This window comes from Bradyrhizobium sp. AZCC 1577, from assembly GCF_036924575.1.
Classification (GTDB): Bacteria; Pseudomonadota; Alphaproteobacteria; order Rhizobiales; family Xanthobacteraceae; genus Bradyrhizobium.
Genome location: NZ_JAZHRQ010000001.1, coordinates 6,736,775 through 6,760,832 on the forward strand (window position 1 = coordinate 6,736,775; position 24,058 = coordinate 6,760,832).

At 62.6% G+C, this 24,058-nt stretch carries 26 protein-coding genes, 1 pseudogene and 1 riboswitch; of the genes and pseudogenes, 14 read left to right on the forward strand and 13 right to left on the reverse strand.

The window, feature by feature from the left end; translation table 11 throughout:
- Window positions 1-294 precede the first annotated feature (294 nt).
- The 8 genes from V1278_RS31760 to V1278_RS31795 all read left to right on the forward strand — a co-directional run bounded on the left by V1278_RS31760 (window position 295) and on the right by V1278_RS31795 (window position 7,121).
- A complete protein-coding gene (locus tag V1278_RS31760) occupies window positions 295-813 on the forward strand; it encodes a transglycosylase SLT domain-containing protein (RefSeq protein WP_442893713.1) in 519 nt (172 codons plus the stop codon).
- A gap of 190 nt (window positions 814-1,003) precedes the next feature.
- A riboswitch (TPP riboswitch) is annotated at window positions 1,004-1,150 on the forward strand.
- Window positions 1,138-2,151 (forward strand): FAD-dependent oxidoreductase, encoded by a 1,014-nt coding sequence (locus V1278_RS31765; protein ID WP_334383465.1) that lies wholly within the window; start codon window positions 1,138-1,140, stop codon window positions 2,149-2,151. (Overlaps the previous riboswitch by 13 nt.)
- Entirely contained in the window at window positions 2,142-2,339 is a 198-nt protein-coding gene (gene thiS, locus V1278_RS31770; RefSeq protein ID WP_028349567.1) for a sulfur carrier protein ThiS, read from the forward strand. The genes V1278_RS31765 and thiS overlap by 10 nt, the downstream gene beginning before the upstream one ends.
- Before the next feature lie 190 nt (window positions 2,340-2,529).
- Window positions 2,530-3,312 (forward strand): thiazole synthase, encoded by a 783-nt coding sequence (locus V1278_RS31775; protein WP_334383466.1) that lies wholly within the window; start codon window positions 2,530-2,532, stop codon window positions 3,310-3,312.
- A complete protein-coding gene (locus tag V1278_RS31780) occupies window positions 3,299-3,907 on the forward strand; it encodes a thiamine phosphate synthase (RefSeq protein ID WP_334383467.1) in 609 nt (202 codons plus the stop codon). Before V1278_RS31775 ends, V1278_RS31780 begins: the two co-directional genes overlap by 14 nt.
- Window positions 3,908-4,294: 387 nt before the next feature.
- Window positions 4,295-6,193, forward strand: a complete 1,899-nt coding sequence (gene thiC, locus V1278_RS31785) for a phosphomethylpyrimidine synthase ThiC (protein ID WP_334383468.1) — start codon at window positions 4,295-4,297, stop codon at window positions 6,191-6,193.
- Between the two features lie 25 nt (window positions 6,194-6,218).
- Window positions 6,219-6,617 (forward strand): hypothetical protein, encoded by a 399-nt coding sequence (locus V1278_RS31790; protein WP_334367372.1) that lies wholly within the window; start codon window positions 6,219-6,221, stop codon window positions 6,615-6,617.
- A gap of 264 nt (window positions 6,618-6,881) precedes the next feature.
- Window positions 6,882-7,121, forward strand: a complete 240-nt coding sequence (locus V1278_RS31795) for a helix-turn-helix domain-containing protein (protein WP_334384302.1) — start codon at window positions 6,882-6,884, stop codon at window positions 7,119-7,121.
- Between the two features lie 107 nt (window positions 7,122-7,228).
- Here the strand turns inward: V1278_RS31795 and V1278_RS31800 are convergent, their stop codons facing one another.
- Window positions 7,229-7,453: a DUF6429 family protein gene (locus V1278_RS31800; protein ID WP_334367370.1), complete on the reverse strand. Its 225-nt coding sequence runs from the start codon at window positions 7,451-7,453 to the stop codon at window positions 7,229-7,231.
- 1,176 nt (window positions 7,454-8,629) lie between these two features.
- Here V1278_RS31800 and V1278_RS31805 point away from each other — a divergent pair.
- On the forward strand, window positions 8,630-9,154 hold the full coding sequence (locus tag V1278_RS31805; protein WP_334383469.1) for an SPFH domain-containing protein: 525 nt from the start codon (window positions 8,630-8,632) through the stop codon (window positions 9,152-9,154).
- A gap of 218 nt (window positions 9,155-9,372) precedes the next feature.
- The gene (locus V1278_RS31810) at window positions 9,373-10,473 is read left to right on the forward strand and encodes an alkene reductase (protein WP_334383470.1); all 1,101 of its coding nucleotides are present in this window, start codon (window positions 9,373-9,375) and stop codon (window positions 10,471-10,473) included.
- Between the two features lie 227 nt (window positions 10,474-10,700).
- Here the strand turns inward: V1278_RS31810 and V1278_RS31815 are convergent, their stop codons facing one another.
- The 8 genes from V1278_RS31815 to V1278_RS31850 all read right to left on the reverse strand — a co-directional run bounded on the left by V1278_RS31815 (window position 10,701) and on the right by V1278_RS31850 (window position 18,938).
- The gene (locus tag V1278_RS31815; RefSeq protein ID WP_334369198.1) at window positions 10,701-12,443 is read right to left on the reverse strand and encodes an ABC transporter substrate-binding protein; all 1,743 of its coding nucleotides are present in this window, start codon (window positions 12,441-12,443) and stop codon (window positions 10,701-10,703) included.
- A gap of 129 nt (window positions 12,444-12,572) precedes the next feature.
- On the reverse strand, window positions 12,573-12,899 hold the full coding sequence (locus V1278_RS31820) for a DUF2160 domain-containing protein (protein WP_334383471.1): 327 nt from the start codon (window positions 12,897-12,899) through the stop codon (window positions 12,573-12,575).
- Window positions 12,900-12,901: 2 nt separating this feature from the next.
- On the reverse strand, window positions 12,902-13,708 hold the full coding sequence (locus V1278_RS31825) for a carbohydrate ABC transporter permease (protein ID WP_334367366.1): 807 nt from the start codon (window positions 13,706-13,708) through the stop codon (window positions 12,902-12,904).
- Window positions 13,708-14,610, reverse strand: a complete 903-nt coding sequence (locus V1278_RS31830) for a carbohydrate ABC transporter permease (protein ID WP_065743369.1) — start codon at window positions 14,608-14,610, stop codon at window positions 13,708-13,710. The genes V1278_RS31825 and V1278_RS31830 overlap by 1 nt, the downstream gene beginning before the upstream one ends.
- Window positions 14,610-15,695: an ABC transporter ATP-binding protein gene (locus V1278_RS31835; RefSeq protein WP_334383472.1), complete on the reverse strand. Its 1,086-nt coding sequence runs from the start codon at window positions 15,693-15,695 to the stop codon at window positions 14,610-14,612. The genes V1278_RS31830 and V1278_RS31835 overlap by 1 nt, the downstream gene beginning before the upstream one ends.
- A 12-nt stretch (window positions 15,696-15,707) precedes the next feature.
- A complete protein-coding gene (locus V1278_RS31840; RefSeq protein ID WP_334383473.1) occupies window positions 15,708-16,847 on the reverse strand; it encodes an ABC transporter ATP-binding protein in 1,140 nt (379 codons plus the stop codon).
- Window positions 16,844-18,388, reverse strand: coding sequence for a glycerol-3-phosphate dehydrogenase (gene glpD, locus V1278_RS31845; protein ID WP_334383474.1), 1,545 nt, complete (start codon window positions 18,386-18,388; stop codon window positions 16,844-16,846). Before glpD ends, V1278_RS31840 begins: the two co-directional genes overlap by 4 nt.
- A gap of 166 nt (window positions 18,389-18,554) precedes the next feature.
- Window positions 18,555-18,938: a RidA family protein gene (locus V1278_RS31850; RefSeq protein WP_334383475.1), complete on the reverse strand. Its 384-nt coding sequence runs from the start codon at window positions 18,936-18,938 to the stop codon at window positions 18,555-18,557.
- 129 nt (window positions 18,939-19,067) lie between these two features.
- Here V1278_RS31850 and V1278_RS31855 point away from each other — a divergent pair, with 129 nt between their 5' ends.
- Window positions 19,068-19,661: a LysR family transcriptional regulator gene (locus V1278_RS31855; RefSeq protein ID WP_334383476.1), complete on the forward strand. Its 594-nt coding sequence runs from the start codon at window positions 19,068-19,070 to the stop codon at window positions 19,659-19,661.
- Between the two features lie 84 nt (window positions 19,662-19,745).
- On the opposite strand, the gene V1278_RS31860 is transcribed toward V1278_RS31855, so the two are convergent.
- Window positions 19,746-20,672 (reverse strand): DMT family transporter, encoded by a 927-nt coding sequence (locus V1278_RS31860; protein WP_334383477.1) that lies wholly within the window; start codon window positions 20,670-20,672, stop codon window positions 19,746-19,748.
- Window positions 20,673-20,760: 88 nt separating this feature from the next.
- Between V1278_RS31860 and V1278_RS31865 the strand changes: the two genes are divergently transcribed.
- Window positions 20,761-21,366 (forward strand): CGNR zinc finger domain-containing protein, encoded by a 606-nt coding sequence (locus tag V1278_RS31865; RefSeq protein WP_334383478.1) that lies wholly within the window; start codon window positions 20,761-20,763, stop codon window positions 21,364-21,366.
- On the opposite strand, the gene V1278_RS31870 is transcribed toward V1278_RS31865, so the two are convergent.
- A complete protein-coding gene (locus tag V1278_RS31870; protein ID WP_334383479.1) occupies window positions 21,363-22,205 on the reverse strand; it encodes a DeoR/GlpR family DNA-binding transcription regulator in 843 nt (280 codons plus the stop codon). The genes V1278_RS31865 and V1278_RS31870 overlap by 4 nt on opposite strands.
- A gap of 233 nt (window positions 22,206-22,438) precedes the next feature.
- Here V1278_RS31870 and V1278_RS31875 point away from each other — a divergent pair, with 233 nt between their 5' ends.
- Window positions 22,439-22,894 (forward strand): nuclear transport factor 2 family protein, encoded by a 456-nt coding sequence (locus tag V1278_RS31875; RefSeq protein WP_334383480.1) that lies wholly within the window; start codon window positions 22,439-22,441, stop codon window positions 22,892-22,894.
- A gap of 24 nt (window positions 22,895-22,918) precedes the next feature.
- Here the strand turns inward: V1278_RS31875 and V1278_RS31880 are convergent, their stop codons facing one another.
- Complete coding sequence (locus V1278_RS31880; protein ID WP_334367356.1) at window positions 22,919-23,107, reverse strand: hypothetical protein; 189 nt, start codon at window positions 23,105-23,107, stop codon at window positions 22,919-22,921.
- A gap of 142 nt (window positions 23,108-23,249) precedes the next feature.
- On the opposite strand from V1278_RS31880, the pseudogene V1278_RS31885 reads away from it, so the two are divergent.
- Window positions 23,250-23,549: pseudogene (locus V1278_RS31885) on the forward strand (glycine zipper domain-containing protein); the annotation flags it as partial.
- Window positions 23,550-23,687: 138 nt separating this feature from the next.
- Here the strand turns inward: V1278_RS31885 and V1278_RS31890 are convergent.
- A complete protein-coding gene (locus V1278_RS31890; protein WP_141686447.1) occupies window positions 23,688-24,038 on the reverse strand; it encodes an acyl-CoA thioesterase in 351 nt (116 codons plus the stop codon).
- Between the last annotated feature and the right edge of the window lie 20 nt (window positions 24,039-24,058).

A 24,058-nucleotide genomic window follows, 5' to 3' on the forward strand; every position in this document is an offset into this window, starting at 1 on the left:
AATGGACAGGTTTGCTGTCGGAATGAATTGGTTTTGTCCCGGCGTCTTCTTTACACCTTGACTGCGTCTTTTGCACGACATTCCTTGCGCGTCCGCATGACGCAGATTCACGTCGCTCGATGCAATGCATCGCACGCACAACGTAAGCGTCACGCTGGATGTGCTCGTTAACACATGCATCGCCCGCAGACATCTCGCCGTAATGCCGTCCGTTTTTCGCCACATCTTGGCCCGCCAGCGGAACTAATCGAAAGCGCCACTCGTTCACGCGTCCATCCGCCGAGATCAATTTTTATGAAAAGTTTTCTGAAGTTTGTCTGGCTTTCCGCCATGGCAGCGCTCCTGGTTTCACCCTCGGCAATGGCGCAGAGCCGCGCGCAATATCAAAGCATGGTCGCCGCCCACGCCGCCGCCAACAACGTGCCGGAAGCGCTGGTGCACCGGGTGATCGTGCGCGAGAGCAAGTATCATCCGAACCTGGTCGGACGCGGCGGCACCATCGGGTTGATGCAGATCAAGCTGCCGACCGCGCGCGGCCTCGGCTACACCGGCGACGCCGCGGGGCTGCGCGATCCCGACACCAATCTCGCCTGGGGCATCAAATATCTCGCCGGCGCCTATCGCGCCGCGGGCGGCGATCACGGCCGCGCCGTGCGTTACTATGCGAGCGGCTATTATTACGCCGCAAAGCGCCAGCGGCAGGAGAAGCCGCTGCAGATCGCGCCCGTGCTGGCGAGCGGTGCGACGCCGAAAATCGTCGCCGCGCCGGTCGGAACGCCGGCTGACGCGAACGCGCTGCAGGCGACAAAGTAGCTAAATCTCGTGTCCCGGGCGCGGTGCAGCGCGTTTGCGCTGCTCCGCAGAACCGGGACCCAATACTAGCCGTCCTGGGCCCCGGCTCAGCAGCGCACCGCTAAAGGGCGCTGCGCTGCGTCCGGGACACGGCAGCATTGCAAGTTCCTGCAAAGCCGCGTTGACACGCGGGCACATCTGCCTACATTAGCCCTGTTCCGAGGGGTGCTCCGACGAGGAGCTGAGATACCGCAAGCTTGGGCAGTTCTACTTCTTCAAAGTAGAGGTCTGGGACCGCGGTGACCCTTTGAACCTGATCCGGGTCATACCGGCGAAGGGACAGGGATGTACCAGAAGTCAGATCTGCGGGGGGATTCCCCCGTCTCCATCATCGGCGCGGGCATTGCCGGCGCATGGCAGGCGCTGCTGTTCGCACAGGCCGGCCACGCCGTCACTCTGTACGAGCGCAGTGACGCCGCTATGACGCTTTCCACCAGCCACTGGGCCGGCGGCATGCTGGCGCCTTATTGCGAGGCAGAGACGTCCGAGCCCGTGATCGGCCGGCTCGGCTTCCGCTCGCTCGATTTGTGGCGCGAGCTCTTTCCTAATACCCCGTTCAACGGATCGCTGGTGGTGGCGCATCCGCGCGACCGCGCCGATTTCGAGCGTTTTGCCAAACTCACCAACGGCCATGTCAGGCTCGACGCAAGCGGCGTCGGCGCGCTCGAACCCTCGCTGGACGGCCGTTTTCGCGACGGCCTGTTCTATGCCGAGGAGGGCCATGTCGAGCCGCGCAAGGTGCTGCCCGAGCTGCATGCGCGCATCGAAGCCGCCGGCGGCACGATCAAGTTCGATTGCGATATCAGTGCGGAAGATCTCGACGGCATCGTGATCGACTGCCGCGGGCTCTCGGCGCGCGACGAGCAGCCGGAATTGCGCGGCGTCAAGGGCGAGATGATCATCATCGAGACGAGCGAAGTCGAGCTGTCGCGCCCGGTGCGGTTGATCCATCCGCGCTGGCCGCTCTACGTCATCCCGCGCGGCGACGGCAAATTCATGCTGGGCGCGACCTCGATCGAGGCCGAGGACACCGGCGTCAGCGTGCGCTCGGCGCTGGAGCTGCTCGGCGCGGCCTATGCCGTGCATCCGGCCTTTGCCGAAGCGCGCATCGTCGAATTCGGTTCGGGCTTGCGTCCCGCCTTCCCCGACAACCTGCCGCGGATCACGGTTCGCAAGAACAAGATCGCGGTCAACGGCCTTTACCGCCACGGTTTTCTGGTGGCGCCGGCGCTGGCAGAGCTGACGCTCGCCTACGTGCAGCGCGGCCAGATCGACAACGAGGTGATGCGATGCGTGTGACCATCAACGGCGAACAGCGCGAGATCGCTTCGGAGCGCGTCGACGCCCTGCTCTCCGAGCTCGAATACGAAGGCACGCATTTCGCGATCGCCGTGAATTACGACGTGCTGCCGAAAAGCCGCTGGGCCGAGACCGCGCTGAAAGCCGGCGACGAAATCGAGATCATCACGCCACGACAGGGAGGGTGAGGATGAACGCACGCACTCTCCACACGTCGTCCCTGCGAACGCAGAGACCCATAACCACCGGCCTTCGTGCTGAACGACGGTATCTGCCATGGCGCCACAAGAGAGATCACGCGGCCGCGATGAGCGCCCATTGCGCTCACGCTAGGGGTCCCTGCGTTCGCAGGGACGACGAATTGAAAGTTGCGACACCATGCTGAACTTCTACGGCAAAACCTTCTCCTCCCGCCTGCTGATCGGTACCGCGCTCTATCCCTCGCCGGCGATCATGCAGGAGGCGATCCGCGCCTCCGGCGCCAACATCGTCACGGTGTCGCTGCGGCGCGAGGCCGCCGGCGGCAAGACCGGCGATGCGTTCTGGTCGCTAATCCGCGAGCTCGATGTCACCGTGCTGCCGAACACCGCCGGCTGCCGCAGCGTGCGCGAGGCGGTGACCACCGCAAAGCTGGCGCGCGAATTGTTCGGTACGCCCTGGATCAAGCTCGAAGTGATCGCCGACAACGACACGCTGCAGCCCGACGTGGTCGGCCTGGTCGAAGCCGCCGGAATCCTGATCAAGGACGGCTTTGAGGTGTTCCCCTATTGCACCGAGGATCTTTCGGTGGCGATGCGGCTGGTCGAAACGGGGTGCAAGGTGGTGATGCCCTGGGCCGCGCCGATCGGCAGCGCGAAGGGGATCACCAACCGCGATGCGCTAAAACTGATGCGCGAGCGCCTGCCTGACGTGACGCTGGTGGTCGATGCCGGCATCGGCGCCCCGTCGCATGCCGCCCACGCCCTCGAACTCGGCTACGACGCCGTGCTGCTCAACACCGCGGTGGCAAAGGCAACCGATCCCGTCGCAATGGCCAACGCCTTCCGCCTCGGCGTCGAAGCCGGCCGCACCGCTTACGAAGCCGGCCTGATGGAAGCCCGCGACTTCGCCTCGCCCTCCACCCCTGTGATCGGGACCCCGTTCTGGCATGCCGTATCCTGATCGATTTTACCCCGTGATCGACAGCGTCGCCTGGGTGGCGCGGCTGGCGCTGCTCGGCGCCGGCACCATCCAGTTGCGCGCCAAAAACCTCGACGACGCCGGGGCGCTGCAGATCGTGACCGACGCGCTGGAGGTCATCAAGGGCACCGACGCCAAACTCGTGGTCAACGATTACTGGCGCGCAGCGATCGTCGCCGGCGCAAAGCACCTGCATCTCGGCCAGGAAGATCTGGTCGACGCCGACCTCAACGAAATCCGCAAAGCAGGGCTGACGCTCGGCATCTCCACCCACGACGACGAGGAGTTGGCGACCGCGCTTGCCGCCAAACCGGACTACATCGCGCTCGGTCCGATTTTCCCGACCACGCTGAAATCGATGCGTTTTGCGCCGCAGGGCATTCCAAAGATCACCGAATGGAAAAAGCGCATCGGCAACATCCCGCTGGTCGCGATCGGCGGCATCAAGTTCGAACAATCAGCCGAAATCTACGCCGCCGGCGCCGACTCGATCGCCGTCGTCAGCGACGTCACCCAGAACGCCGACCCCGACGCGCGGGTGCGGCAGTGGCTCGGCCAAAGCGCGGAGGCGGCGTGATGAGTTTGCGAAACAGCCACAGCCGTCATTGCGAGGAGCGCAGCGACGAAGCAATCCACATCTCCGCTTGCGGTGCGATGGATTGCTTCGTTGCGCTCGCAATGACGGAAGAAACATCTGGTGACAACGGATACTTCATCGCTCGCGGAGGCACCCCCACCCCGGCCCTCCCCCGCAAGCGGGAGAGGGGGCGCAGCGATCCCTTGGTCACTCTCTCCGATTTACGTCCGAGAGCGCCGCGAGCTCTCGTCACCCTCTCCCGCTTGCGGGGGAGGGTGGCGCGCGCGTCAGCGCGCGACGGGTGGGGGCTCGCGCCACACATTCGCTACCGGATGAATCCGAAGGTCGGGCCGTCCGGAATGACAACAAGATAACGGAGGATACGAAATGAACATTCGCTCCAACCCCGACACCACCCTGCCCGCCGTCACCACCGGGCCCCTGCCCTCGTCGCGAAAAATCTTTTCAACGCCGGACGCCGCGCCCGATCTCCGCGTACCCTTGCGCGAAATCATCCTCTCGGAAGCCGCGGGTGAACCGAACCTGCCGGTCTACGACACCTCCGGCCCCTATACCGACCCCTCCGTCGTGATCGACGTCAACGCCGGCCTCCCCCGCAACCGTCTCGCCTGGGTGAAGGAGCGCGGCGGCGTCGAGGAATATGAGGGCCGCGAGATCAAGCCGGAGGACAACGGCAATGTCGGCGCCTCGCACGCCGCAAAGGCCTTCACCGCGCACCACAAGCCGATCCGCGGCCTCGACGGGCACAAGATCACGCAACTCGAGTTCGCCCGCGCCGGCATCATCACCAAGGAGATGATCTACGTCGCCGAGCGCGAGAACCTCGGCCGCAAGCAGCAGCTCGACCGCGCGGAAGCAGCGCTCGCAGACGGCGAAAGCTTTGGCGCTGAGGTCCCCGCCTTCATCACGCCGGAGTTCGTCCGCAGCGAGATCGCGCGCGGCCGCGCGATCATTCCATCGAATATCAACCACGCCGAACTCGAGCCGATGATCATCGGCCGCAACTTCCTGACCAAGATCAACGCCAATATCGGCAACTCCGCCGTCACCTCGTCGGTCGAGGAGGAAGTCGACAAGATGGTATGGGCGATCCGCTGGGGCGCCGACACCGTGATGGACCTCTCCACGGGGCGCAACATTCACACGACGCGGGAATGGATCTTGCGCAACTCGCCGGTGCCGATCGGCACGGTGCCGATCTACCAGGCGCTGGAGAAGTGCGAAGGCGATCCCGTCAAGCTGACCTGGGAGCTTTACAAGGACACGCTGATCGAGCAGTGCGAACAGGGCGTCGACTATTTTACGATCCACGCCGGCGTCCGCCTGCCCTACATCCATCTCACCGCCAACCGCGTCACCGGCATCGTGTCACGCGGCGGCTCGATCATGGCGAAGTGGTGCCTGGCGCATCACAAGGAAAGCTTCCTCTACACGCATTTCGACGAGATATGCGACCTCATGCGCAAGTATGACGTCTCGTTCTCGCTCGGCGACGGCCTGCGTCCCGGCTCGATTGCCGACGCCAACGACCGCGCGCAATTCGCGGAGCTCGAGACGCTCGGCGAGCTGACGAAGATCGCATGGGACAAGGGCTGCCAGGTGATGATCGAAGGCCCCGGCCACGTGCCGATGCACAAGATCAAGATCAACATGGACAAGCAGCTCAAGGAATGCGGCGAAGCCCCGTTCTATACGCTTGGACCGCTGACCACCGACATCGCGCCAGGCTACGACCACATCACCTCAGGCATTGGTGCCGCCATGATCGGCTGGTTCGGCTGCGCCATGCTCTGCTACGTCACGCCGAAGGAGCATCTGGGTCTCCCCGACCGCAACGACGTGAAGACCGGCGTCATCACCTACAAGATCGCCGCCCACGCCTCTGACTTGGCCAAGGGTCACCCGGCCGCCCAGCTCCGCGACGACGCGCTCTCCCGCGCCCGTTTCGACTTCCGCTGGACCGACCAGTTCAACCTCGGCCTCGATCCCGATACGGCAAAGAGTTTTCACGACGAGACGCTGCCGAAGGAAGCCCACAAGGTCGCCCACTTCTGCTCGATGTGCGGCCCGAAGTTCTGCTCGATGAAGATCACGCAGGACGTGCGGGACTATGCGGCAACGCTGAATGATCCGGCGAGCGTGGGCATGTCGGTGAGTGGGACGATTGAGGATGGGATGGCAGCGATGAGCGCCAAGTTCAAGGAGATGGGGAGCGATCTCTATCTGGATGCGGAAAAGGTGAAGGAGAGCAATCGGGTGTTATGAGGACTGCGCACGCGTCCAGGCCGCAATGACCGACAGTCTGACCGGTATCTGGGACGGCACCTATGTTCAGCGGCACGTTGGAATGGTCACGTTTCTGGCGACGCTCATCGAATCCGGTGGCGCGCTCACGGGAAACGTGACCGAACCCTGCACGGTGCCCGGCTGCCCGATCAGCACCCATAACGCGTCGATTGCCGGTCATCGATCCGGCAGTGCCGTCTCGTTCATCAAGCGTTACGAGCCGCCCGGCCACGGTTATGGCGCCGTGTCCTATGAGGGCGTCGTCAATGCCGAGGCGACGGAAATCGACGGGCGCTGGAAGGTGCCGGGGACGGCGGACTCCGGGACGTTTCTGATGGTCCGGTCGAGTAAGCCTGCAGAAGCAGTGACAGCCGAAGAACGGGCGAAGGAGCGGGCGCGGTAGCGAGTTGCAACCGCAGTCCGGATGAGCGTAGCGACATCCGGGAATCAGTCCCGCATATCGCTGCGCTCATGCGGGCTACATCTCCTCTCCACATGGTCTACTGATGCAGACACGTGGCTATTAACCTTCCGTTAACCATTCGCGCCCACGCTTCCCGCGGCTGGGGGAAGTGATTCCTGATGTTTCTGCTCCGCGTTCCGGAGCAAGCTTCGATCGGGAGGTGTAGATGCCCCGCGAGTATAATGACCTTTATCTTGGCGTGGACTGTGTCCCCGTGCCCGAGATTCCGCTGTCGGATTCTCAACCTCACCCCACGAAATCATACCTATGCTGATCGGCTCGACGGTCGAGGCGATCGAGCGCGAGCTCGTGCTGCAGACGCTGGCGAGTTGCCACGGCAACCGCACCCATGCCGCGCGCCTACTCGGACTTTCGGTGCGCACCATGCGCAACAAGATCCGGCAGTATGGGACGGATGGGGCCGACATTCCCGCGCATAGCTAGAGAGCGCCGCGCAACTCACGTTGTTTGATGGTTGAACCGGGTCGTCGGGACGGCGCTGGGATAGCGATGGGTTTCGCGAAGCGATACCCATCCTACGCGACGCCGCGCTATTCCTCGAACAATTCCTTGAACAGTCGCTTCGCCCGCTCCAGCCCCTCATGCGTGAAGACCACCGACTTCACCTTGCCGACGGGATCGTGGATCATGCCTTTTTCGTGCAGGCGGCCGAGCACACTCCAGGCAAACCCCTTCCATGCCCGGTCGCCGTCATGCAGGGTCAAATAGAGCAGTGCCAGTGCGGTGTCATCGAGCTTGTCCGTGTTGATGGCCATCGTGAACCTCTCGTCGCGCGATGTTGGCCCTATCGTAGCCCGCAGCGCGCGGGACGCAATCGCCATCCGGTACGTTCGCGATTCGCAGATTCGTAGGGTGGGCAAAGGCGCGCAGCGCCGTGCCCACCATCCCATCACCGATCGCGTTGCACGATGGTGGGCACGGCGCTTTGCGCCTTTGCCCACCCTACGAACCGCGAACTGATTTGCGGCGCGCCCCAAGCGAAACTTCAATGCGACTGCGGCAAAGCAACGCGACGGGGCAAATCACTTCTGATTATCAGAAATCACGTCAAGCCCAGGAATCAAAAATATTCCGCTTAACATCACGGGCAAATCATCTGCATAACTGCGCCCCTCTCACCCATTGAGGGGCGCTCGCGATCGTCACGAACGTGCGGTGAGATGCGATGGACGCGGAAGGCGCTAGACGTACGCGCAGGAAGCGTACAGCGAAGTCGTGTGGTTCGGGCGCTGCGGTGCTGGCGTTAAGTTGGCGGGGGGTATCCCGCCGGCGACGGAGGCAAAAGAGCCGTTCTCCGAGGAAGAGCACGAAGTAAGCCGTAAAGCCATTGCGCAGGGAAGGCCGGGATGCTCCCGCTGTACCTGTATGCTCGTGTGCGTGTTCTTTATGCGCAATGGCACACGAGACCGCGGGTGCAGCAAGCACCCGGTCTTCCCTGCGCCCTCTCATTGATGGCGGGAGGTTGAGAGCAAAACCTCGGGCGCAATGCGTCGCGAGAATGCGGAGGCATATTCAGTGTGTCGTCCCTGCGAACGCAGGGACCCATAACCACAAATGCGAACTGGGAAATGAAGCCGGAGCCGCTATCCCGCCGACAAAACAAGAGCGGTGGCTATGGGTCCCTGCATTCGCAGGGACGACGGGGAAGGCCGGGCCATCGGTCGTCATGATGCGCCGATCGGAAATCCAAATGGCGGGGAGAGCCAAGTTTTTTTCGATTGAATAGTTCTACTTCAGATAGAATGACTTATTTTCGACGCAGGAAGAGCCAAGAGAAGAGCTAATATCGCGGTATCCGCCAACGAGATAAAACACGGCAGGGAAGGATAAAAGTGGGTGAACTTTTGGGCTCTATCGTTTTTTCTTTGATTGTAATCGTTTTAATCGCCGGCGCATGGACCTGGCTTTCGACGCTGTTCAGGAAAGGCGTCATGGCGCTGCTCGGCTTCGATCGGGTCTGCGTGCAGCAGTTCGAAACCGTGCTGCTCTACCGGAACGGGCGTTTTGAAAAGGCCCTGATGCCCGGCCGGCACCGGATCCGCGCCGACAGCCGCCAATTGGCGCGGATCGATTTGCGCTCCGAAGTGTTTCGGTTCACGCAAGGCGCGGTGTCCGCCGATCGCTTTGCGGTCAGCCTCGTCTATGTCGTCCGGACGAAAATCGTCGATCCCAGGGCCGCTTTCGAAAGCACCCAGAACTACCGGGACGAGATCTTCATCCGCCTGCAATCGGTCGCGAAAGCGGTGTGCAACCGAAAGTCCCGCCTGGAAATTCAGATGGACCACCAGAGCTTCAGCAATAGCGCCCATAAAGCCGCTAGTCAGGTGCTCCGCGCTATCGGTTGCGAATGCCTGACGTTCGAGCTGCTGCAAGTCGATTCCGCAGGGCTGATCGCGGAATTGGAGAACAGGCGCATGGGATTTGCCGCACACCAGAGCTTGATGAAGGAAGCTTGAACCACTGTGATCCGGCACCCGTAGAGAGGTTGCCTATGCTGCGCCGATGCCGGTTTCGAAACAATTATCCTACGGCGGCACGCAAACGCTACTGCTCGACACCGGCGCGGCCGGTACCGTGCGCAGCTCGTCTGCGCACGCCGAATGGCTCGGGGATTGCGAGAATTGCCGGCAATGCCCAACTCTTCTTTATCATCATCCATCCGGACATCTCCGACATGAGCCAGACCAAACTGTTCGAGCCCTTCAAGCTTGGCCCGATTACGCTCCCCAACCGCCTCGTGATGGCGCCGCTGACCCGCAACCGCGCGGTACCGCCCGGCATGGTGCCGAGCCCGCTTGCGGTCGACTATTACGGCCAGCGCGCTTCCGCCGGATTGCTCATCACCGAAGCGAGCCAGGTTTCGCAGCAGGGCCAGGGCTATCAGGACACGCCCGGCATCTATTCGAAGGAGCAGGTCGAAGGCTGGCGCAAGGTCACCGACCGCGTGCACGAAAAGGGCGGGCGCATCTTCATCCAGATCTGGCATGTCGGCCGCATCTCGCACACCATGCTGCAGCCCGGCGGCGGCAAGCCGGTCGCGCCTTCGGCGATCCGCGCCAAGGGCAAGACATTTGTGGGCGGCACCTTCACCGAAATCTCCGAACCGCGCGCGCTGGAGCTGTCGGAAATTCCAGGGATCATCGACGACTTCAAGCGCGGCACCGAGAACGCGCTGGCCGCCGGTTTTGACGGCGTCGAGATCCACGGCGCCAATGGCTACCTGCTCGACCAATTCGCCAAGGACGGCACCAACAAGCGCACGGATGCTTACGGCGGAGGAATCGAGAACCGCGCAAAGCTGATGCTGGAAGTGTCGCAGGCGGTGGCCGCGATCGCAGGCCCCGAGCGCACCGGCATCCGCATCTCGCCGGTGACGCCGGCCAATGATGTGTCCGATAGCAATCCGCAGCCGCTGTTCGATCATATCGTGGATGGGCTCAGCGCGCTGAAGCTGAGCTACATCCACGTCATCGAAGGCGCGACCGGCGGCCCGCGCGATATCGCTCCGTTCGATTACGCGTCCTTGCGCAAGCGCTTTGGCGGAGCCTACGTCGCCAACAACGGCTATGACTTCGACCTCGCGACGAAAGTGCTCCAAGCCGGCGCCGCCGACCTGATCGCATTCGGCAAGCCGTTCATCTCGAACCCTGACCTGGTCGAGCGGCTGAAGCAGGGCGCGCCGCTGAATGAGTGGGACAAGGCGACGTTCTACGGCGGAGGCGCGAAGGGATACACGGATTATCCGACGTTGGCAGCGGCGCAAGCGGCGGAGTGAGAGACGCGACGCCCTCTCCCCGTCATTGCGAGCCACCCGGTCGGCGCAAAGCGCCGCCGGATGACAGGCTCCGCGAAGCAATCCACGTCTCCGCTTGCGGCGAGATGGATTGCTTCGTCGCTTCGCTCCTCGCAATGACGGCCGAAAGAAAAAAGGCCGGGATCGCTCCCGGCCTTTGGTTTTGTTTGTGGATGGCCGGGTCAAGCCCGGCCATGACATCTACGATGTCACTTCGCCTCCGCCCGCTTCGGGGGCGTGGCCGGCCACGACTTGATCAGCGCGTCGTAGTCGACGGTCTCGCCCTTCGGCTTCTCGTTCGCCAGCTTGCGCTGCGGCGCGATGGTCTTGTCCTTCTCGGCCTTGGCGAACCAGAACTCGGCCGTCTCCTTCTTGTTCAGCTTCGGCCCGCACTCCTTCTGCACGCCACTCTTCTCGAGACGCTCGAGCACCGAGTCCTGCGCTGCGGCCAGCGCATCCATCGCAGCTTGCGGCGTCTTTGCACCGGACGATGCATCGCCGATGTTCTGCCACCACAATTGCGCGAGCTTCGGATAGTCAGGCACGTTGTTACCGGTCGGGGTCCACTGCACGCGCGCGGGCGAGCGGTAGAACTCGATCAGGCCGCCGAGCTTCGGCGCGCGCTCGGTGAACGACTTGTCCCAGATGTCGGATTCACGCACGAACGTGAGGCCGACATGGCTCTTCTTCAAGCTGACCGTCTTGGAGTTGATGAACTGCAGATAGAGCCAGGCCGCCTTGCGGCGATCGGGCGGGGTCGACTTCAGCAGCGTCGCGGAGCCGGCGTCCTGGTAGCCGAGCTTCATGCCCTCCTTCCAGTACGAGCCGTGCGGCGACGGCGCCATGCGCCACTTCGGCGTGCCGTCCGCGTTCACGACCGCAATACCGGGCTTCACCATGTCGGCGGTGAAGGCGGTGTACCAGAAGATCTGCTGGGCGATCGCACCTTGTGCCGGCACCGGTCCCGATTCGGAGAAGGTCATGCCTTGCGCCTGCGGCGGGGCATACTTCTTCATCCAGTCGAGATACTTGGTGATCGAATAGACCGCCGCCGGACCGTTGGTGTCACCGCCGCGCTCGACGGAAGAACCCACCGGACGGCAGCCTTCCATGCGGATGCCCCATTCGTCGACCGGCTTACCGTTCGGGATGCCCTTGTCGCCGTTGCCGGCCATCGACAGCCAGGCGTCGGTGAAACGCCAGCCGAGCGAGGGATCCTTCTTGCCATAGTCCATGTGGCCATAGACCTTGACGCCGTTGATCTCCTTGATGTCGTTGGTGAAGAACTCGGCGATGTCCTCATAGGCCGACCAGTTCACGGGAACGCCGAGCTCGTAGCCATACTTGGCCTTGAACTTGGCCTTGTATTCCGGATTGGAGAACCAGTCGTAACGGAACCAATACAAGTTCGCGAACTGCTGGTCGGGCAACTGATAGAGCTTGCCGTCCGGGCCCGTGGTGAAGGATTTGCCGATGAAGTCGTTGACGTCGAGCTGCGGGTTGGTGACGTCCTTGCCCTCGCCGGTCATGTAGTCCGACAGGATCACGGTCTGGCCGTAGCGGACGTGGGTGCCGATCAGGTCCGAATCGTTGATCCAGCCGTCATAGACGTTCTTGCCGGACTGCATCTGGGTCTGCAGCTTTTCGACGACGTCGCCCTCCTGGATCAGGTCGTGCTTGACCTTGATCCCGGTGATCTCGGTGAAGGCTTTCGCCAGCGTCCGCGATTCATATTCATGCGTCGTGATCGTTTCCGACACGACGTTGATTTCCATGCCCTTGAAGGGCTCGGCGGCCTTGGCGAACCATTGCAACTCCTTCATCTGGTCCGCCTTCGACAGCGTCGAGGGCTGGAATTCGCTGTCGATCCACCTTTGATTGACGGCGTCATCCGCACGCGCAGGTGCGGCAATGGTCACGGATGCGGCGATCAGCGCAGCCGCGCTGGTCATCGTCAGAAAGCTCTCCTTGGTCAAGGGACCATTCCTTCCTCTCAAGCGTCGCATGTTGGATCCTCCGGTTGCAGCGACAAACACATATTCAGGCCCGGGTTGATCCCGGATCTGTCTTTTTCCGCCGTTTCAGACCGTGCGAAAGATCGCAACGGCCGAAACGAGCGAAATCAGGGTTGCGAGCCACAGGCTCGAAATCTCAACGCCCTCCTCGATCGGCAGCGTCGCGATCGGATCGGTGCCGACAAAGGCGATCCACAACAGATGGATGACGGCGGCAAGCACCAGCGAAATGAAAAGCCGGTCGCCGCGCGTGGTCGGAATGCGCAGGATGCCGACGCGCTCGGCTTCGGGATACGCGATCCCAAGCCACGTCATCACGCCGAGCGTCAGCGCCAGCATCACGAAGAAGATCGCGGTCGGCAGCGTCCAGGCCATCCATGCGATGTTTTCCATGGCTACACCCTGCCCAGCGCAAAACCGCGCGCGATGTAGTTGCGGACGAACCAGATCACCAAGGCACCGGGGATGATGGTGAGCACGCCGGCTGCCGCCAGTAGCCCCCAATCCATGCCCGCGGCTGAGACCGTGCGGGTCATGATCGCGGAGATCGGCTTGGCGTTGACCGACGTCAAGGTACGCGCCAGCAGCAATTCGACCCAGGAGAACATGAAGCAGAAGAACGCGGCGACGCCGATGCCGCTCGCGATCAGCGGCACCAGGATCTTGACGAAGAAACGCGGGAACGAATAGCCGTCGAGGAATGCGGTCTCGTCGATCTCGCGCGGCACGCCCGAGACGAAGCCTTCGAGAATCCAGACCGCCAGCGGCACATTGAAGATGCAGTGCGCCAGCGCGACCGCCCATGGCGTATCGAACAGGTTGATCGCCGAGTAGAGATTGAAGAACGGCAGCGCGAACACCGCGGCCGGCGCCATGCGGTTCGACAACAGCCAGAAGAACAGATGCTTGTCGCCGAGGAAGCGGTAGCGCGAGAAGCCGTAGGCGGCCGGCAGCGCCACCGCGATCGAGATCACGGTGTTGATGATCACGTAGGTCAGCGAGTTGATGTAGCCGGAATACCAGCTCTCATCGGTGAAGATGCGTTTGTAGTTTTCCAGCGTCGGCTGGTGCGGCCACAGCGTCATCGTGGTGACGATCTCGGCATTGGTCTTGAAGCTCATGTTGACGAGCCAGTAGATCGGCAACAGCAGGAAGATCAAAAACAGCGAGATGATGAGTCGGCGGCCGGGAATCGAATGCATCACGCGCCTCCCTGCTTGGCGGGACGTTCGGCCCCGGCATTGGTCATGACGGTGTAGAATACCCAGCACACGATCAGGATGATCAAATTGTAGACGAGCGAGAGAGCGGCAGCCTTGCCGAGGTCGAATTGCCCGAGCGCGATCTTGACCAATTCGATCGAAACGAAGGTGGTCGAGTTGCCCGGACCGCCGCCGGTCACGACGAACGGCTCGGTGTAGATCATAAAACTGTCCATGAAGCGCAGCAGCACAGCGATCAGCAGCACGCGGTTCATCTTCGGCAATTGGATCGCCTTGAACACCGCCCAGCGCGAGGCGCCGTCGATCTGAGCCGCCTGGTAATACGCGTCCGGGATCGACTTCAGCCCGGCATAGCACAGCAGCGCGACGAGGCTGGTCCAGTGCCACACGTCCATCACGATGACGGTCGCCCAGGCATCGAACTCGTTGGAGACGTAATTGTAGTCGAAGCCGAGGCTGTTGAGCGTATAGCCGAGCAGGCCGATATCGGGCCGGCCGAAAATCTGCCAGATCGTGCCGACCACGTTCCACGGAATGAGCAGCGGCAAAGCGAGAATCACAAGACATACGGCGACGGTCCAGCCCTCGCGCGGCATCGACAGCGCCACAACGATGCCGAGCGGCACCTCGATCGCCAGGATGATTGCGGAGAACAACAGATTACGGCCGAGCGAGGCCAGGAAGCGTCCGCCGAGATCGGTCGAGGGATCGAGCAGCTCCTTGAACCAGCCGACGCCATTCCAGAAGAACTGGTTGTTGCCGAACGTGTCCTGCATCGAATAGTTCACCACCGTCATCAGCGGCAGAATCGCGGAGAACGCGACCACCGCGAATACCGGCAGCACCAGGAACCAGGCTTTTTGGTTGACGATCTTGTCCATCAGGCAACCCCCTCGACCAGACGGCTGTCGGCATAGACGTGAACATGAGCGGGATCGAACACCAGCCCGACCATGTTGTCGGGCACGGAGAATCCCGGCGGCACGCGCGCGGCAAACTTGGCGTCGCCGATGCGAACGCGGGCGAAGCGGGCGCGACCAAGATCGTCGATCCGTTCGATCGCGGCCGATAGCAAGCCGGACGCGGGAGCGGCGATATTGACGAATTCCGGCCGCACACCGATTTCAATCTTCGCACCCGCCGGCAGCACGCCGTAATTGCGGTGCAGGCCGATGATGTGGCCGTCGATCCGGGCCTCATGCCCGCTCACGACAGCCGGCACGATGTTCATGCCGGGCGAGCCGATAAAGTAACCCACGAATGTATGCGCGGGCTTGTCAAACAGTTCGGCCGGCGTGCCGCTCTGCACCACGCGGCCGTCATGCATGACCACCACCGTATCGGCAAAAGTCAGCGCCTCGGTCTGGTCATGGGTGACGTAGATCATCGTGAGATCGAGTTCGCGATGCAGCGCTTTCAACTTCGAGCGCAACTGCCACTTCAATTCAGGATCGATCACCGTCAGCGGCTCGTCGAATAGTACGGCGGCAACGTCGGAACGGACCAGGCCGCGGCCGAGCGAAATCTTCTGCTTGGCGTCCGCGGTCAGGCGCGTCGCCTTGCGGTCGAGATGGAACGTCAGATCGAGAAGATCGGCGATCTGCCTCACCCGCGCCTCGACCTCGGCCTTCGGCACGCCGCGATTCTGCAGCGGGAATGCGAGGTTCTGTCCGACCGTCATGGTGTCGTAGATCACCGGAAACTGGAACACCTGCGCGATGTTGCGCTTCTGGGTCGACAGTGGCGTGATATCGGCGCCGTCGAACAGGATTTTTCCGCGCGACGGCGTGACGATGCCGGAGATCAGATTGAGCAGCGTGGTCTTGCCGCAGCCGGAGGGGCCGAGCAGCGCGTAGGCCCCGCCCTGCCGCCAGGTCATGGTCACCGGCTTCAATGCAAAGGATTCGGGCGCAGCGTCATTGCCGCCGTAGGAATGCGCGAGATCGACGAGGTCAATGCGTGCCATATCGCATCTCCCTCACATGCTCTTGGCTTTTGATGCGTTTTCTCCATGCGAAACGCTACGCATTTCGCTTGAAAACGCGAGGGCTGGCGCTGCGACCAGGCGATCGGCGGCGTCGAACACGAAGACATTGTCGGGATCGAGCACGGCATCGAGCGTCTGGCCGGGCTCATATTCATGCACGCCCGGCAGCACCGCAACCCAGTTGGAAGCGTCGCGGTTGAGATGCACGAAACTTTCCGAGCCAGTGATCTCGGTCACGGTGACGGTGGCGTGAAACGCGTGGCGGCCGGCGACGCCGTTCGCCACTTCGAGCTGGTGGGCGCGGAAACCGACGCGATAGGGGCCGTCCGGAAGCTGCGCATAGAGCCCGGCGGCCGGCGCCTGGATACCACCGGCATATGCGACCTGCCCGTTCTTCTTCTCGATACCGACGATGTTGAGCGGCGGATCTGAGAATACCTGTGCGACCCGCAGCGTATCGGGACGGCGATAGACTTGCGATGTATGGCCGGCCTGAAGCGCCTGGCCTTCCCACATGCACACCGTGTTGCCGCCGAGCAGCAGCGCCTCCGAGGGCTCAGTCGTGGCATAGACGAAGATCGCGCCCGACGCCTCGAAGATACGCGGCAGTTCGGTGCGCAGCTCCTCGCGGAGCTTGTAATCGAGATTGGCGAGCGGCTCATCGAGCAGCACGAGGTCGGCGCCCTTGACCAGCGCACGCGCGATCGCCGTTCGCTGCTGCTGGCCGCCGGAAAGCTGCAGCGGCGTGCGCTTCAGATAGGGCTCGAGCCGCAAGAGTTTCGCGGCCTCCTGCACGCGCCGGTCGATCTCCTCGCGGGGCCTGCCCTGCACGCGTAGCGGCGAGGCGATGTTCTCGTACACCGTCAGCGACGGATAATTGATGAACTGCTGATAGACCATCGCAACCGAGCGCTGTCGCACGTCGGCGCCGGTGACGTCGTTGCCGTCGACCAGCACGCGACCGGTTGACGGCTTGTCGAGACCGGCGAGCAGCCGCATGATCGAGGTCTTGCCCGACAACGTCGGCCCGAGCAGCACGCTCAGCGTGCCGCGCTCCAGCGTCAGCGAGACATCGCGAATGGTCGCCATGCCATCCACGGTTCGCGTGACGTGTTCGAGCGTGACGCTCATGTCCGCCCTCCCGCTTCGCGCAAGGTACGTTCACCGGAAGCGCTGTTGGCCTTGATCCATTCGTCAAGCACGGCGATTTCATCGACCGACAGTCGCAAGCCGAGTTTAGACCTTCGCCACGCCACGTCTTCGGCGCTGCAAGCCCACTCGGTCGAAATCAGGTACCGGACCTCGCTTTCGGTCAAGGTAGCGCCAAACGCCTGGCCTAGATCAGCCAATGATTTCGCATGGCCGAGCAATTTTGTCGCGCGCGTGCCATAGGCATGCGCGAGCCGGTTGGCATGCGCCGAGGTGAGGAACGGATACTTCCGCGTCAGTTCCGCCGTCAGCGCAGCGACCGCCGAAACATCCATGTTGCCGCCAGGCAGTGGCGCCTTGCCTGTCCAGCCCTCTTTCGCTTTGTCGCTGCTCAAATATGGCGAAAGCCGTTCCAGTGCTTCCTCGGCGAGCCGCCGATAGGTCGTGATCTTGCCGCCATAGATCGACAACAGCGGCGCACCGCCGGGCGTATCGAGCTCGAACACGTAATCGCGGGTCGCGGCCCTGGCCTCGCTGGCGCCGTCATCATAAAGCGGGCGGACGCCAGAATAAGTCCAGACCACATCCGCGGGCAGCACCGGCTTCTTCAGATACTCGCTGGCGGAGGCGCAGAGATATTGAATCTCCTCAGGGCTGGCTTTCACCTTGGCCGGGTCGCCGTCGTAGTCGCGATCGGTGGTGCCGATCAGCGTAAAGTCGTCCTGGTAGGGGATGACGAAGATGATGCGGCCGTCGGCATTCTGGAAGATGTAGGCGCGGTCGTGCTCATAGAGCTTGCGCACCACGATGTGGGAGCCCTGCACCAGCCGCACCTTTGCCCGCGCGTTGACGCCTGAGCCCGACGACAGCACCTGCTCGACCCATGGGCCGCCGGCATTGACCAGCGCGCGCGCCTGGATGGTCGAGCGCTCGCCGCTGATGGCTTTCTCGACGGTCACGTGCCAGATGCCATCCACCTGCCGTATCTCGACCGCGCGCGAGCGGGTGTGAATTTCGGCGCCGCGATCGGCCGCATCGCGTGCGGTGAGCACGACAAGGCGCGCGTCATCGACGAAGCAATCGGAATATTCGAAGCCTTTTCTGTAGCGGTTGGCGATCAAGGGTTTGCCCGCCTCGTCATGGAGGAGATCGACCGAGCGCGTCGGCGGCAGGAGATGACGGCCGCCGATGTGGTCGTACAGGAACAACCCTAACCTGAGCAGCCAGGCCGGCCGCAAGCCAGCGTGGTGCGGCAAAACGAAACGCAAAGGTCTGATAATGTGAGGCGCGATCTGCCAAAGGATTTCGCGCTCGATCAGCGCCTCGCGGACCAGGCGGAACTCGTAATATTCGAGATAGCGCAGCCCGCCATGCACCAGCTTGGTCGACCAGGACGACGTTCCACTCGCCAAGTCATTCATTTCACACAGGAAAACGGAATTACCTCGGCCCGCCGCATCGCGCGCGATGCCGCAGCCATTGATGCCGCCTCCGATGATGGCGAGGTCGAATATCCGATCCAACGAAACGCTTCCCCGGCGATCGCCTCTTCGCTTCGGCGATTTTGCTTTCGGATGGGAGTTAATCACAAAGAAAAACGAAAGCAAGTCGAAAGCGGGGAACCGGGCTTCCTACTTGAGGGTAAGTTCAGGTTTGGCCGCACAGGCCGCGGCGCATTGGGTTTCGGTATCAGCCCGCGGCCACGGCCTCGACTTCGAGAAGCCACGCCTCGTCGAAGATACCAGCGATAACCACCGTCAGCGCTGTTTCCCGTCCACCAAGTACCTCGTTTCGCACGGAGCGATTGACGAGGGCGTAGCGCCGGTCGGCAAGGTAGGTCCGGTGCATGACCAGATTGTCGAGGGTCATGCCGGCTGCCTTGAGCTGAGCCTCGACGTTTCGCCAGGCGAGCCTGCACTGCGCTTCAAAGCCCTCAGGGACGGTGCCGTCGATGCCGAACGGAATCTGGCCACTTACAAAAAGCAGACGGGTGTGACCGCTGACCTCTAGTGCCTGGCTGTAGCCAGTCGTCGGCACGGTTACTGTTTCGGCATTGATGCGTCGGATTTGCATTAGGTCTCTCCTGTCCTCGAAACATCATCTCGTGCACCGGTGCACTCGTCGCGCACAAACCATTTTTCCTGGACAGTTGAGTCAGATTTTCTAATCTGCGCGCGCCTAACGCCTATGGATGGAATCCTGGTGAGCTACAGACTGCCTCCGCTCAACGGACTGCGAGCCTTCGAGGCTGCCGGTCGCCATCTCAGCTTCAAACTGGCTGCGCAGGAGCTTTCGGTAACGCCGGGCGCCGTCAGCCAGCAGATCAAGCATCTGGAGCAGATCCTGGGAGTTCCGCTGTTTCAGCGCATGCCCCGCGGCCTCACGCTCACCGGCCATGGCGAGGCCATGCTGCCCACCATCAGCGATGCCTTCGAGCGCATGTCGGCGGCTGCGGATGCTGTCGCCCGCACATTGCCGACCAAGGCGTTGCGGCTGGGTGTCTCTCCGAACTTGACGGACGACCCGGATGGCCTGTTGGCGAAACTTGCGAACACAGAACGGTCGCCGGACTATGTTCTGATAACCTCGACCGACGATGTCGCCGACCTCTTAAGTGGCGCGCTGGATGCGATCCTGCGTCCGGGACCGGGCCCTTACCCGGGAATGCATGCGGAGTTGCTGAATCTGCACCAGGCTTTCTTACCCCATGCGCAGGCTTCTCTTGTCGTTTGGCCCGGCCTCGCCAAGTGTCGGGAATTCCTGAAAACGAGGTCGCTGCTCAGCTCGCTCGGATAATCGGGCGCTACTTCAGCCGGACCACGGTCGAAGCCGGCTCGCCGCCGGAATCCACCTCGATGCCGCGATGGCTGCAGATGCTGCCTACGCAGAATCCGAGTAGGCCCGGCCCGGCAGCGGTCCGCCGCTCACGACGTAAACACCGGCCGAGATCGAGGCGATAGCGATCCAGTCCAGCGTCACCGGCCATTCCCCGAGAATCGGTATGGCCATCACCGCCGTCATCACGGGGGATAGTGAGGCAAAGGCGGCCCCGCTTGAAGCGCCGAGCAAGCTGACCGCGCGTCCGTAAAAAACCAGCGAAACAATCGCCGTCAGAACGCCCTGCACAAATGCCTGAAGAGCAACGTCACCCAAAGATGCCCTGCCAAGGCTTGTGCCCTCCGCAAGAACGTAGCCGGGGACATAGAGCATCAAGGCACCGACCGCGGCGATGCCTGCAGCATGCAATCCATCAAGCCGCGCCCGCCGCATCGCCACCGTGTAGCAGGCCCACGCAAACGCGGAGGCGATGAACAGCGCGTGTCCCATTGTCTGCTTCGGATCGATCGCCCCGGCCGTGCCCCATGCGATGCCGGCGACACCCATCATGATCAGCGCGAAGCCGATCTTTTTCGCGCCCGTGAACGCTTCGTGCAGGAAGGCCGCAGCCAAAATAGCAACCGCCAGCGGCATCACTCCGGGAAACAGGGCACCGGCATGGGCCGCAGGGGCGAACAGCAGACCGGTGTTGGCGAGCAGCACAGGAGCGCCACCGCCAAGCACGATTGCCGCCAATCCGATCAACCCCAAGCGTTCGAACGCGAGACCCTTCTGCAGCACATAAGGCAGCAGGAGCACGCCGGCCACGCCGAAACGAAGCGCCGCGATGTCCCACGGCGTAAGGCTCGTCTTTAGCCCGAGCCGAGCCACAACAATCCAACCCGACCAGATGCTTACGGCCGCGAGTCCGTAGAGAGCTCCGCGAACGTAATTCCGGGGCACGCGCCGATCGGCGACCAACTCGGACATGATCTACTTCCATCAAGGTCGCAAGAATGATAACCCGAATAGAGCATTTTAATGGTTACGCCAGAACGAGCCACCGAACAAGGACGAGATGAACAACCGCGGCAATGGTTTCGAATGGAGTGGCGGTCATCCAGCTCTCGATTTCGTGAATACGCTGGATGAGCGGCCCTCTGACGAGCCGATCGAAAATCTCGCGACTTACCATGACCTGGTACGGTTCGCTGAATTGGCCGGACTTATCGAGCCACCGATTGTTAAGCCGCTGCTGCGGCTGCGTGGTCCGGCGCCCGATCGCATCGTGAAAGGCGCGCGCAGGCTTCGCGAGCACCTTCACGACATCCTGGCAGGGAAAGTCTCGGGACGGCCGACGCGGCAGCCGGACCTGGACGCCCTCTCTGCCGCGATCAAGGCCGCCCACGCTGCCCGAGCGCTGGTCGGTTCGCGGTCGGGAGGATTGGTCAGATACCGCTGGTGTTCGCCGCGGACACCCGAAATTCCGCTGCATGCCTGCGCGCTGGCGATCGAATCTTTACTGGTCGATGAGGAGCGCACGAGAATCCGAAAATGCGCTGCCGCTGATTGCGATGTCTACTACCTCGACACGAGCAAGAGTCAGCGCCGGCAATGGTGCAGCATGATCGGGTGCGGCAATCGCGAAAAACAGCGGCGACGGCGCGCCGCGGCCAGAAACTAGCGCAAGCGGATAGGCGCGGCGGTCGTGGCCGCGGCAGGCTCAGTAGCAGGATCGTCGATATCCGTCGCCGGCTTCTCCATCGCCTGGACCACCTCGATGCCGCGGTGGCTGCAGATACTGGCAAGACCTGCCGGCAACGGCGCGTCAGTCACAAAGGTCTGGATCTGGCTGAGATGGGCGATGCGCACCGGCGCGCTGCGGCGGAGTTTTGTGGAATCCGCGACCAGCATGACGCTGCGGGCGTTGGCGATGATCGCTTGCGCCGCCTGCACCTCGCGATAGTCGAAGTCCAGGAGCGCGCCCTCCTCGTCGATCGCGGAGGCCCCGATGATGGCGTAGTCGACCTTGAACTGGCCGATCAGGCTGATCGCGGTCGAGCCGATCACCGCGCCGTCGGCACGGCGCACAGCGCCGCCCGCCACGATCACCTCGATGCGCGGATGCCGGTACAAAAGCATCGCGACATTGAGGTTGTTGGTGATCACCAACAAATCCTCATGCGAGGTCAGCGCGCTCGCGACTTCTTCCGTCGTGGTGCCAATGTTGATGAACAGCGAGCAGCCGTTCGGAATCCGCGATGCAGCGGCCACGCCGATCGCCCGCTTTTCCTCTGCCGCCACGAAGCGCCGCGCCTCATAGGCGAGGTTCTCCACGCCGGAGGCGATAATGGCGCCGCCATGGATGCGCGTCAGCGAGCGCTGGTCGCAGAGGTCGTTGAGGTCTTTTCGGATGGTCTGCGCCGAAACCTCGAAACGCTTGGCGAGGTCTTCCACCATCACCCGGCCAAAGGCGCGGGCGATGTTGAGGATTTCAGTCTGACGGTGGGACAATCCGGCCATGGCAGCACCCCTGAAGAACAGACTTGGGCACAAAGATGCCGTTATGGTGCGGCTGATTAGGAGCGCGGTCAACGAGGTAGATAGGCCGCAAAGGCGTTTGGCAGGGCGAAACAACGAATCCTGGTTAAGGCAACCGCGCCCGAAGCCATGCGAGCACCATGCGTGCGGCCGCTCGACAAAGCAATTTGTAGCGGCGACACTGTGATCACAACCAGAAACGAATGGAGGAAACCATGAAGATCGATCGCCGTCAGCTCGCCTTGCCCGTACTCGCACTTGGGCTTGGGGTTGGGCTCATGAACGTGGTCCCCGCTATTGCCGGCGCGGACGAGGATGCCATCGCGAAGAACGTCGAAGCTTTCCGTGCAGCGCAGGCGGCCGGCAATGCCGAGGGGATCGCCCCGCTCTGCGCGGAAGAACTCAGCTACAGCCACTCCAGCGGATCTGTCGACGACAAGGCAGCACTGCTGGCGGGAGTCAAGAATGCGAAATACAAATGGACCTCGCTTGAATACAAGAACCCCACGATCCGCGTCGTCGGCCCGGCGGCCATCGTGCGCTTCAACTTCGTCGGCGAGCAGGAGTTCACCGACGGCAAGAAGACGCCGCAGAACCTGCACATCCTGATGAACTGGCAGAAACAGGGCTCGGACTGGAAGCTGCTGTCGCGGTCGGCCACCAAGCTCTGACCGCCGGAAGACTGGCACTGGCGGTTATGCCGCCAGCGTCATCCCGCTGACAAGATGGTAGGCCGCACGCTCGGCCTCGCGCGCGTTGCGAAATATCTGTCCTTCCAGCCGGTTGAAACGATGCGAGGCGGCGAAGAACTGATAGCCGCCGGGAGCGCGCACGATAATCCCGGCCGGCTGCGAGCCGACTTCGATGATGTAGGTGTCCGACATGGCCCAGCCTCGATTTATTCCGGGCCTACAACGGGTTGGACGGGCAATTGTTCCTGCTTCCGCCGTTGCGCCGCAAGGCCAACCTATGCCAAAGCTGGTCCGGAACACGCTAGCGAATCGTCCAAATGGCCGGAGAACTGACATGATACCGAAATTCGCGCTCTCGATGCTGGTGGTCCTTGCGGCTTGCGCGCCGCTCCAGGAGGCGGCGGCGCAGGAAAGCACGCTTGGCGGCGCACTGTTCGGCGGCGCGGCGGGCGCGATTGTCGGCGGCGCGCTCGGCGGCGGCCGCGGTGCGGCGGTTGGCGCGATCGTCGGGGCGACGACGGGTGCTGCGATCGGCGCCCAGGGCGAGCCGCGGCCCGGCGGCTATCGCTACTATCAGGGCGGCTGCTACGTGGAGCAGCCCGGCGGGTGGCAGGAAGTTTCGCCGCGCTATTGCGGCGTCCAGGCGCAATACGCACCCCCGCCGCCCCGGTATTACGACGACACGCCGCGCTGCATGCGCTCGCAGACTTATGACCCGCGCCGTGGTACCTTCATCGGCCGTGACGGCTATGAGCGTCCCTGCCCGTAAGATTTAGGTCTTGATCACGCCGTCCGGACTGACCGGCTGCGGACGGCCGTTGTCGTCGATCGAGACGTAGGTGAAGTTGCCGTCGGTCACCAGGATCTGTTGCAACTCCTTGCGGCGCACGACCCAAGCTTCGAGATGCACCGTGATCGAGGTGCGCCCGACCCGCACCAGATTGGCGTAGACCGAAACGAGGTCGCCGACATAGACGGCCTTGCGGAAATTCATCGCCTCGATCGCGACCGTCACCGTGCGCGATTTCGCGATCTTGGAAGCGAAAACGCCGCCGCCGATATCCATCTGGCTCAAGAGCCAGCCGCCGAAGATGTCGCCATTGGCGTTGGTGTCGGCCGGCATCGCCAGCGTGCGAATGCAGA

Bases quoted from the DNA above. Each gene is read 5' to 3' on its own strand.
- V1278_RS31815 (WP_334369198.1), bottom strand. From the start codon at position 12,443: ATGACCAGCGCGGCTGCGCTGATCGCCGCATCCGTGACCATTGCCGCA.
- V1278_RS31870 (WP_334383479.1), bottom strand. From the start codon at position 22,205: ATGGCCGGATTGTCCCACCGTCAGACTGAAATCCTCAACATCGCCCGC.
- V1278_RS31765 (WP_334383465.1), top strand. From the start codon at position 1,138: ATGTACCAGAAGTCAGATCTGCGGGGGGATTCCCCCGTCTCCATCATC.
- V1278_RS31835 (WP_334383472.1), bottom strand. From the start codon at position 15,695: ATGGCACGCATTGACCTCGTCGATCTCGCGCATTCCTACGGCGGCAAT.
- V1278_RS31800 (WP_334367370.1), bottom strand. From the start codon at position 7,453: ATGGCCATCAACACGGACAAGCTCGATGACACCGCACTGGCACTGCTC.
- V1278_RS31880 (WP_334367356.1), bottom strand. From the start codon at position 23,107: ATGTCGGACACCTACATCATCGAAGTCGGCTCGCAGCCGGCCGGGATT.
- V1278_RS31780 (WP_334383467.1), top strand. From the start codon at position 3,299: ATGCCGTATCCTGATCGATTTTACCCCGTGATCGACAGCGTCGCCTGG.
- V1278_RS31860 (WP_334383477.1), bottom strand. From the start codon at position 20,672: ATGTCCGAGTTGGTCGCCGATCGGCGCGTGCCCCGGAATTACGTTCGC.
- V1278_RS31810 (WP_334383470.1), top strand. From the start codon at position 9,373: ATGAGCCAGACCAAACTGTTCGAGCCCTTCAAGCTTGGCCCGATTACG.
- V1278_RS31775 (WP_334383466.1), top strand. From the start codon at position 2,530: ATGCTGAACTTCTACGGCAAAACCTTCTCCTCCCGCCTGCTGATCGGT.
- V1278_RS31790 (WP_334367372.1), top strand. From the start codon at position 6,219: ATGACCGACAGTCTGACCGGTATCTGGGACGGCACCTATGTTCAGCGG.
- V1278_RS31865 (WP_334383478.1), top strand. From the start codon at position 20,761: ATGAACAACCGCGGCAATGGTTTCGAATGGAGTGGCGGTCATCCAGCT.
- V1278_RS31890 (WP_141686447.1), bottom strand. From the start codon at position 24,038: ATGCCGGCCGACACCAACGCCAATGGCGACATCTTCGGCGGCTGGCTC.
- V1278_RS31825 (WP_334367366.1), bottom strand. From the start codon at position 13,708: ATGCATTCGATTCCCGGCCGCCGACTCATCATCTCGCTGTTTTTGATC.
- V1278_RS31840 (WP_334383473.1), bottom strand. From the start codon at position 16,847: ATGAGCGTCACGCTCGAACACGTCACGCGAACCGTGGATGGCATGGCG.
- thiS (WP_028349567.1), top strand. From the start codon at position 2,142: ATGCGTGTGACCATCAACGGCGAACAGCGCGAGATCGCTTCGGAGCGC.
- thiC (WP_334383468.1), top strand. From the start codon at position 4,295: ATGAACATTCGCTCCAACCCCGACACCACCCTGCCCGCCGTCACCACC.
- V1278_RS31875 (WP_334383480.1), top strand. From the start codon at position 22,439: ATGAAGATCGATCGCCGTCAGCTCGCCTTGCCCGTACTCGCACTTGGG.
- V1278_RS31850 (WP_334383475.1), bottom strand. From the start codon at position 18,938: ATGCAAATCCGACGCATCAATGCCGAAACAGTAACCGTGCCGACGACT.
- V1278_RS31760 (WP_442893713.1), top strand. From the start codon at position 295: ATGAAAAGTTTTCTGAAGTTTGTCTGGCTTTCCGCCATGGCAGCGCTC.
- V1278_RS31820 (WP_334383471.1), bottom strand. From the start codon at position 12,899: ATGGAAAACATCGCATGGATGGCCTGGACGCTGCCGACCGCGATCTTC.
- V1278_RS31830 (WP_065743369.1), bottom strand. From the start codon at position 14,610: ATGGACAAGATCGTCAACCAAAAAGCCTGGTTCCTGGTGCTGCCGGTA.
- V1278_RS31805 (WP_334383469.1), top strand. From the start codon at position 8,630: ATGGCGCTGCTCGGCTTCGATCGGGTCTGCGTGCAGCAGTTCGAAACC.